The following is an 8,002-nucleotide window of genomic DNA, read 5'->3' on the forward strand; positions in this document are numbered from 1 at the left end:
CCGAGCACCCGACGACGACGCCGAGCAGCAGGACCGCGAGCATCGCCCACACGCCGATCACCAGAGCGAGAACAACGGCCGGTACCCCCGCGGCCGCCGCCACCGCCACGCCGGGCCCACCACCGGGACGCCTGGGAAGCCCCGGGGGCCCCGCCGTCGCGGCGCCACCAGACCGGACCCGTCCACCTCGGCGGCGAGCGATCGCCGGTCCACACGCGCGTCCATCACACATCTCCTGTCCATGAGCCGCTCGGCCATCACGACAAGACTCGCCTCGCTCCGCGCGGACCGGCCAGGGTCCGCGGTCCCCCACCGCCGGCCGAAGGACCCGCGACCCTCAGCCGGGCCACCCGCTCTGGGACCGACCACCGGACGTCGTGCACCCAATGCCCGGCCGGGACCGGGGCACCGTCCCGCGGTGCACCCGGCCCCGGTTCGCGCCACTCGCCCGCTCCCCAGCGACGAGTGGAGGTCGTTGCATCCGGCGGCGGGCAGCGCAGCCGCGCGTCCGACCGGGGCACCACGAGCGACTCGTGGTCGTCGTCGAGCCACCGCACCCGGAACGGCGGCGTCCCGTCGGGGTGCAGGAGCGCGACGACACGGCCGCGGCGGCCACCCGGATGTCCGGGTTCGGGCGGGACGATCAGCCAGTCCCCCACGTGCGCTCGCATGATCATTTGCGGCTCCCCCGTTCGTTGAGTGCCCGTTCCAGCAGGACGCGGCGCTCCGCCGAGGCGAGCGCGCGGCGCACCGCGGCGGTGGCGTCGGGGTTCACCGACACCGAGGTGATGTCGGCGCGGACGAGCCGCTCGACGAACTCGGGGTGCGCCGAGGGCGCCTGCCGCACAGCGACGACGCGATGCCCAGCCGTCGGGACGTGGCCACCATGCGGTCGATGGCGTCGAGGATGGCAGGGTCTCTCTCGTCGTAGATCTCGGCGCGCACTCCGCGGAGTCGCGGTCGACGCCAGCATCAGCTGCGTCAGGTCGTTGGTACCGATGGAGACGCCGTCGATCCCCAGCCCGACGTGGTCCGGCAGCGAGTAGAGCACCGACGGCACCTCCGCCATCACCCAGCGGTGCATCCCGCGCAGGTGCCCCAGCGGACTGGCGTCCACCAGTTTCAGGCAGGCCTCCAGCTCCCAGCGGGTGCGGACGAACGGGAGCATCAGGTGCAGGCCCGCGGTACGCTCCCCGACCCGCGGCAGCGCACGCAGCTCCAGGGCGAACACCTCTTCGACCGGCCCGGTCGGGGCCGGGACCGCGGCCCCGCGCCGGTCGGTCCAGATCAAGACCGTCGTGCCGGCGGACGTTCCCGAACCGGCAGCACGCTCCCGGTACGGGCACTCCGGTCCGGCGCCACCCACCGGGAGGTCACCAACGCCTGCCCGCTCGATCCACCGCCCTCCCCGATCAGCACCGGCACGTCCTCGAGCAGCACCGCGTCGATCCGCGTTCGTGTCGACGCCCCATCCCGCCTGCGTGCCGACGAACACGGCCGCGAGGACGCCCGGCGGGCCCGCGGACAGCAGACCCACGCCACGAGGTCCTCGACCGCGTCGATCGGCCGTCGCGGCAACCGGTCACCCATCGCGGCTTCCTCCCCGCACCCAGTCCATGTCGGCACCTCGCTTTCCGCCCACGCACCAGGGTTCGGATCGCTGCGGGTCGCGGACACCACCAAGCGGCACCCGGGGTGCGGACCGATGGTCCCGATCCGGCAGGACCGACGGCGCTGGCGACGTGGTCCTTTCCCGGGCAGTGCCTGTCGCTACCGTGCCCCTCGGCAACACGCTGCCCGCCCGACGGGCGGCGGAGGGGCGGGTTTCTCCGGGTCGTCGTCGAAATGGTCGTCGTCGCCATAGAGCGACGCGATGGCCAGCATGGCTCCCGAGTTGTCCCACGCCTGCGGTGCCGCGTCGGCCGTGGGACGGGCGGAGCGCCGGGGGCCGGGGCCGCTGGACCTCACGGCCGAGTGCTGAACATTGGGAGACAACATGATCACACCTTCCGGTTCACGTCCTTCTCCCTCCTGATGCTCGGCACCGCTCCGGGGCCGGCACAGGGTCTTCGGACCCGGGACTCGACGCCCGGTCGGTCCGGGCCTGACCAAACGGGGTCACGCCCAGTGGCCGTCCGGCCGCGGTCGCAGCCGACCGACCGCACATGGCCGCCGCAGCCGTCTCCACGCGGCCGGGAGCCGGCGCTCGGCCCGTGCGGCGCCGGCCTCCTCGGCGGCGTGCCGGGCTTCGAGCCGGGGGCGCAACCTCTCCGCGGGCCTGCCGACGACCGGGACCGCCGGCTCCGTGGCGTAGCGCTACCGCTGGCGGCCTTGCGCGCCGCGTGCAGGGCGAGCCGAGCTCGCCCGCTCCGGGCACCGAAACGCGGGCCCTTCGGCACTGCTGCGACCGGGCCACCACCCCGACGATCGCAGGACACCCGAGACGGAGGCCGGCCGCGTGTCCACCACCCGTGATCACGCGACGACCACGACGGTGGCCGCGTGCCCCCGACAGTCGGGGCGACCCCTGCTGGTGAAGGACACCGCGCACGTGGGCGGCCCCCATCCGGGGCCGGGCGGCGCGGTCGTGCTGGTGGACCGGCCGGAGCCGCAGCGCTGCGGTCCCCCGCGGGTCGTCGCCACTGTCCGCGACCTGCCCGACGAGCGCACCTGAACGCGTGACACGCGCCGTCACCGCGGGTGCCGTCCGATCCGCCGGGACGCCGGTCGCCCGGCAAGCGCGGTCCGACCCCGGAGGGAACATCATGACGGCACGCGTGGGTGCGGGACTGCGCCCGGGCCTGGCGGCCCTGCGTGAGCACGACGTGACCGCGCTGCGCGCCGACGCGCTCGCGGGGTTGACCGTGGCCGCGTATCTCGTGCCCCAGGTGCTCGCCTACGCGGCCGTGGCCGGGATGCCACCCGTCGCGGGGTTGTGGGCGGCCGTCGCCGCGCTCGCTGTCTACGCGCTGCTGGGGTCGTCACGGCAGCTCTCGGTCGGGCCCGAGTCCACTACCGATCGTCGTCGCACCGCTCGCCGCGGGGGATCCGCGCCGCCACGCCCTGCTCGCCGCGGCGCTCGCGGTGCTCGTGGGCGTCATCTGCCTGGCCGGCCGGGTCGCGCGGCTGGGTTTCCTCGCCGACCTGCTCTCCCGCCCCGTGCTGGTCGGCTACCTCGCAGGGATCGCACTGACCATGATCGTCGACCAGCTTGAGCGGGTGACCGGCGTGCCGGTCGACGGCGATACCGTCCCGGCCCAGCTCACGTCGTTCGTGTCCGGCGTCGGAAGGGTCCACCCGCCCACCGTCGTGATGGCCGCGACCGTGTTGCTGTTCCTGCTCTTCGCGCGTCGCGTCCTGCCGTGGCTCCCCGCGCCGCTCGTGGCCGTGGCCCTCGCGGCCGCCGTGTCCGTCACCGTGCTGCCAGCCGGGCTCGGCCTGCACCTGGTCGGCACCGTGCCGCTGGGCCTGCCGCGCCCGGAGCTGCCGCTGGTGTCCGGGACCGATCTCACGGCCCTGCTGCTCCCGGCGGTCGGCGTCACCGTCGTCGCGTTCTCAGATACCGCGCTGACCAGCCGCGCGTTCGCCTCGCGGCACCGCCACCCCCTCGATGCCGACCAGGAACTGCTCGCGCTCGGCGCCGCGAACCTCGCCGCCGGGGTGCTGCAGGGCTTCCCGATCAGCAGCAGCGGCAGCCGTACGGTCATCGCGGACGCAACGGGCGCCCGTAGCCAGCTGTCCTCGGTGCTGACGCTCGTCACCGTGGTCGTGGTCCTGCTGGTGGGCGGGCCGGTGCTCGCTGCCTTCACGACGGCCGCCCTGGGTGCGCTGGTGGTCTACCCGGCCATGGGCCTGGTGGACATCGGCGAGTTCCGGCGGTTCGCCCGATTCCGCCGCTCCGAGCTGGCCCTCGCCACGGCCGCGGTGGTCGCGGTGCTGGCCCTGGGCGTGCTCTACGGCGTGCTCGTGGCCGTCGGGCTCTCGGTGCTCGACCTGCTGCGCCGCGTCTCCCGCCCGCAGGACGGGGTGCTCGGCTTCGTGCCGGGTGTCGCGGGGATGCACGATGTCGACACCACCCCGACGCCGCGACGGTCCCCGGCCTGGTCGTGTACCGCTACGACGCGCCCCTGTGCTTCGCCAACGCCGAGCACTTCCGGCGCCGCGCGCTGCACGCCCTCGACGACGCCGAACCCGCGCCCCGCCGCCTCCTCCTCAACATGGAGGCGGTGCTCGAGATCGACATCACCGCCGTGGACGCGCTTCTCGGGCTCTGCGACGAGCTCGACCACCGCGGTGTCCAGCTCGCCATGGCCCACGTCAAGCACGACCTCCGCCAGGACCTGCGCCGCAGCGGGGGGGTGGCCCAGCGGATCGGCGAGCAGCACATCCAGCCCACGCTCCCGACCGCTGTCGAGGCCTTCCGCCGCAGCGAGGGCGAGGTCACGATGACGAAGCCCGTGACGTCGACGTCGCCTCGCACCCGAAGGACAGCACCAGATGGCCCCGAAGGAGTACCCGTCGTGACCTGCCTGATCGACCCGCCTGCGGTACGCCCCCCGGACTCGGCACCATGACCGGGACGACCGGGAGCGGTTCGGTGTTCGCACCTCCGCGCCGCCTCGCGGTGGTGCACGGCTCCACCCCGGACGACGTCAGGGGTCCGCGCCGCCGGACCGCCCGCAGGATCACGGTGATCGTCGACGGGTCCGCGGTCTGCGACGGTGTCCCGCTCGCGGTCGACATCGTGGCGCGGGCCCATGCCGCGGGTCTGCCAGGGGTGAGCGTGTTCCGCGGCATCGGCGGGACGTCCCCGCAGGCCCCCGACGACCAATCGTTCATGATCGTCATGGTCGCCGACCCGGAGTCGGCCGACGACCTCGTCCGGCAGATCGCCCCGCTGCTCGACGGCGGGCTCCTCGTCACCGACGACGTCGTCGAGATCGTGCACGACCGGGCCGGGGAGCGGTGATGGTGCTCTCCCGACGGGTGGCGCGGTTCAACCGGGCGGTCACGAACCGGACCATCGGCCGGGTCGCGCCGTGGGTGCCCGGCTTCGGGGTGATCCACCACCGGGGCCGCACGACGGGGCGCGAATACCGCACCCCGGTCAACGTGTTCCGGACCCCCGGCGGTTACGTCGTCGCGCTCACCTACGGGCCCGGCGCGGACTGGGTGCGCAACGTCGTCGCTGCCGGCGGATGCGACCTGACCACGCACGGGCGCGTGGTGCACCTGACCGCGCCGTGCGTCAGGACCGACCGCACCCGTGGCGACGTGCCCCGTCCGGTACGAACAGTCCTCACACTGATCGGTGCCGACGAGTTCCTGGTCCTGTCGACCTCGGGCCCGGCGCAGGGCGGGTGAGGGAGGAGCCTGCGGGTTCATCCGGTGGGGACCGGGCACCCGTCGTCGACGTACGGGTCCGGGTGGTGTCCGCCACGACCTCGTAGGACACCGAACCGGGGCAGGTGACCGGGCGTGAGCACCTGGCGCAGCCGCTCGGCGTACCGGACGGCGCCGCGGACGTCGTCCCACTCGTAGAGGCCCCGGTAGACGCCCGTCGCCTGACCGGCGTCCACGTCGCGGGGACCATCGAGTTGTCGATCAGCACCACCGGGACGCCGCGCAGCGCCACCCGTCCTGGGGTTACGTGGAGCTGCCCGCCATCGGGCACGTGCCGCCGGTGCAGGTGCCCGACCGGCTGGCCCCGATCGTGCTCGGCTGGCTCCCGCCGACCAGCCCGTCGGGACGCCCTGACCGCGCCGACGCGGTCCGGCAGGGACCACCGGCCGCCGGGAAGGGACTTCCGGCCGGTCGTCGGCAGCGCCGGCGGGCGAGACCCTCGGTGCGCCGCCCGGCGGGGCGGCCGAGTCGCGAGGAGCGGGCATGAACGAGAGCACGGGCCGCATCGTCGTCGGCGTGGACGGCTCGGTCGGCGGGCACGCCGCGCTCCGCCACGCGCTCGCCGAGGCCGGGCGGCGCCGTGCGGTCGCCGAGGTGGTCACCGCGTACACCGACCCCGACATGCGGGCCGGAGTCCTCGGCGGTGTGCCGATCGGCGCACCCGGGGCGTTCCCGCAGGTGCTGCGCGGGTTGCTGCGGGACCACACAACGGCCGTGGTCGAGCAGGTGCTGGCCCAGCTGCCCGGGCCTCGTCCGCCGGTGACCGTGCGTGTCGCCGAGGGCAGCGCCGCCGACGTACTGCTCGACGGCGCCGCCGGAGCGGACCTGCTCGTCGTCGGCACGCACCGGCACGGCCGTCTCGCCGGCCTGCTGCTCGGCTCGGTCGGACGGCGCTGCGTCCTGCACGCTCCCTGCCCGGTGACGGTGGTGCACGCGCCGCAGCCGCGGTCAGTGACCCGCCATGTCCGCCCTCGCGTCGGCGGGGGCGCGGTGGGCGGGCGGTGAGGGGCGGCTGCGGGGCCGCCGGATCATGACGACCGCGGTGGCGGCCAGCCAGACCAAGTACAGCGGGTATGGCGCGAAGGAGTACCACCCCGTCGGAGCCGGGGGTCCGGTGGTGACGACGATCCCGGCCCGCAGGCCGAACTGGTCGACCCCGGCGACGGCGCACCATGACCGACGCCGAGCTCAAGCAGGCGATCGTCGACGAGCTACTGGACGCCGGAGGTGGACGCCGCCCACATCGGGGTGGCCGTCACCGACGGCGCGGTGACCCTGTCCGGTGAGGTCACCAGCTACCCCGAGCGGTACCACGCCGAGCAGGCGGCGAAGCGGGTGCGCGGCATGACGGCGGTCGCCGAGGAGATCGCCGTGCGCAGCACCTGGGTGACCCTCAACGACACCGACATCGCTCGGGAGGCGGGCGAGGCCCTCGACCGGTCCGTCGACGTGCCGCCCGGTGCGGTCACGGCGTCGGTCCACGACCACCGGATCACGCTCCCGGGACCGTCACCTGGCAGTTCCAGCGCCGGGCCGCCGAGCGCGCCGTGAAGTACCTCAAGGGTGTGACCGCCGTCCACAACGGGATCCTGATCCGGCCCGCCGCGGCGGCGAAGGACATAAGGAAGTCGATCCGCCTCGCCGCGCGATCCGCACCCCGATCCCGCGACGGGCCAGGTAGCGGCGGCATCGGGGGTAGTCGTAGCCCTTGTCGGCGTGCAGCTTGTCCGGGCGCCGGCGAGGACGACCGGGGCGTCGGGCGTGTTCGCGGACGCCCGGGTTGGTATCCAACAACTCCGCGAGCATGCGGCTGTCGTGGGTGTTCGCGCCGGTGACCAGGGCGTGCAGCGATAGCCCGTTGCGGTCGCACAGCACGTGGTACTTGCTGCCGGCCTTCCCCCGGTCGGTCGGCGACGGGCCGGTGGCCTCGCCGCGGCGCTTGGCCCGCACGCTCACGCTGTCCACCGCCGCCCGCGACCAGTCCAGCAGACCCTGCTGGGCGAGCCGGTCGAGCACCACCCGGTGCAGCCGCTGCCACACCCCGGCCTGCTGCCACTCGCGCAGCCGCCGCCAACAGGTGACCCCTGACCCGCACCCGAGCTCTTGGGGCAGGGCGTTCCAGCTGCTCCCGGTTCTGAGCACGAACACGATCCCGGCCAGCGCCGCCCGATCCGAGACTCGCGGTCGCCCGGTCCGTCCTCGCCTGGCCTTGCGCGGCTTCGGGATCAGCGGCTCCACCAGCTCCCACAGCTCGTCGCTGACCAATCGCTCGACAGAAGATCGTCTCGCCATCGACGAACATGATCAGCGACCAGCACAGATCCACACAGGACCGACACGCCGACTTCTGAAACGACGTCTTATGGCCCCGGTTGCCCGGATGAGTTGCGCCGCCCGCCTCGCCCTGGTCACCGGGTTTTCGCCGCGTCCGGCCGCGACGGTCGCCACCGCGGGAGAGCGTCCCTGCGGCAGCCATTCCTGCGCGGTCACAGCGGGCCATCATGACGGTGTATCCGGACCTCACAAGCGATGAACGATGGTGACCGATGGCACCGATAGCTGCAGCATCCCGAAGGGCGTCGGTCGCCGGCCGGCCCAC

General features: G+C 74.1%; 8 protein-coding genes and 4 pseudogenes. 8 read left to right on the forward strand and 4 right to left on the reverse strand.

The features are described 5' to 3' along the window. Positions 1–257: 257 nt before the first annotated feature. Both JWR81_RS34540 and JWR81_RS25885 read right to left on the reverse strand, forming a co-directional pair. Positions 258–677 (reverse strand): DUF1918 domain-containing protein, encoded by a 420-nt coding sequence (locus tag JWR81_RS34540; protein ID WP_367278859.1) that lies wholly within the window; start codon positions 675–677, stop codon positions 258–260. After that, positions 674–1,291 carry a putative PEP-binding protein gene (locus JWR81_RS25885; protein WP_297658512.1) on the reverse strand — a complete coding sequence of 206 codons (618 nt, stop codon included), beginning with the start codon at positions 1,289–1,291 and terminating at the stop codon, positions 674–676. The genes JWR81_RS34540 and JWR81_RS25885 overlap by 4 nt, the downstream gene beginning before the upstream one ends. Positions 1,292–2,458: 1,167 nt before the next feature. On the opposite strand from JWR81_RS25885, the gene JWR81_RS25890 reads away from it, so the two are divergent. The 6 genes and pseudogenes from JWR81_RS25890 (at position 2,459) to JWR81_RS25915 (ending at position 5,364) form a co-directional block, all read left to right on the forward strand. Beyond that, a complete protein-coding gene (locus JWR81_RS25890) occupies positions 2,459–2,674 on the forward strand; it encodes a hypothetical protein (RefSeq protein ID WP_297658514.1) in 216 nt (71 codons plus the stop codon). 91 nt (positions 2,675–2,765) lie between these two features. Further along, a pseudogene (locus JWR81_RS25895) lies at positions 2,766–3,002 on the forward strand (SulP family inorganic anion transporter); the annotation flags it as partial. A gap of 61 nt (positions 3,003–3,063) precedes the next feature. Continuing rightward, positions 3,064–3,861, forward strand: a pseudogene (locus tag JWR81_RS25900) (SulP family inorganic anion transporter); the annotation flags it as partial. Positions 3,862–4,106: 245 nt separating this feature from the next. Beyond that, positions 4,107–4,574: an STAS domain-containing protein gene (locus JWR81_RS25905; RefSeq protein ID WP_297658516.1), complete on the forward strand. Its 468-nt coding sequence runs from the start codon at positions 4,107–4,109 to the stop codon at positions 4,572–4,574. Next, positions 4,571–4,969: a DUF190 domain-containing protein gene (locus JWR81_RS25910; protein ID WP_297658518.1), complete on the forward strand. Its 399-nt coding sequence runs from the start codon at positions 4,571–4,573 to the stop codon at positions 4,967–4,969. Before JWR81_RS25905 ends, JWR81_RS25910 begins: the two co-directional genes overlap by 4 nt. Beyond that, a complete protein-coding gene (locus JWR81_RS25915; RefSeq protein ID WP_297658520.1) occupies positions 4,969–5,364 on the forward strand; it encodes a nitroreductase family deazaflavin-dependent oxidoreductase in 396 nt (131 codons plus the stop codon). Before JWR81_RS25910 ends, JWR81_RS25915 begins: the two co-directional genes overlap by 1 nt. 17 nt (positions 5,365–5,381) lie before the next feature. Here the strand turns inward: JWR81_RS25915 and JWR81_RS25920 are convergent, their stop codons facing one another. Beyond that, complete coding sequence (locus JWR81_RS25920; protein WP_297658522.1) at positions 5,382–5,579, reverse strand: hypothetical protein; 198 nt, start codon at positions 5,577–5,579, stop codon at positions 5,382–5,384. A gap of 307 nt (positions 5,580–5,886) precedes the next feature. Between JWR81_RS25920 and JWR81_RS25925 the strand changes: the two genes are divergently transcribed. Both JWR81_RS25925 and JWR81_RS34545 read left to right on the forward strand, forming a co-directional pair. Beyond that, positions 5,887–6,408 carry a universal stress protein gene (locus tag JWR81_RS25925; RefSeq protein ID WP_297658524.1) on the forward strand — a complete coding sequence of 174 codons (522 nt, stop codon included), beginning with the start codon at positions 5,887–5,889 and terminating at the stop codon, positions 6,406–6,408. A 222-nt stretch (positions 6,409–6,630) separates the two neighbouring features. Next, positions 6,631–6,768: pseudogene (locus tag JWR81_RS34545) on the forward strand (BON domain-containing protein); the annotation flags it as partial. A 270-nt stretch (positions 6,769–7,038) separates the two neighbouring features. On the opposite strand, the pseudogene JWR81_RS25935 reads toward JWR81_RS34545, so the two are convergent. Further along, positions 7,039–7,695: pseudogene (locus JWR81_RS25935) on the reverse strand (IS5 family transposase); the annotation flags it as partial. Between the last annotated feature and the right edge of the window lie 307 nt (positions 7,696–8,002).

This window comes from Pseudonocardia sp. (assembly GCF_025965585.1).
Taxonomy (GTDB): Bacteria; Actinomycetota; Actinomycetes; order Mycobacteriales; family Pseudonocardiaceae; genus Pseudonocardia.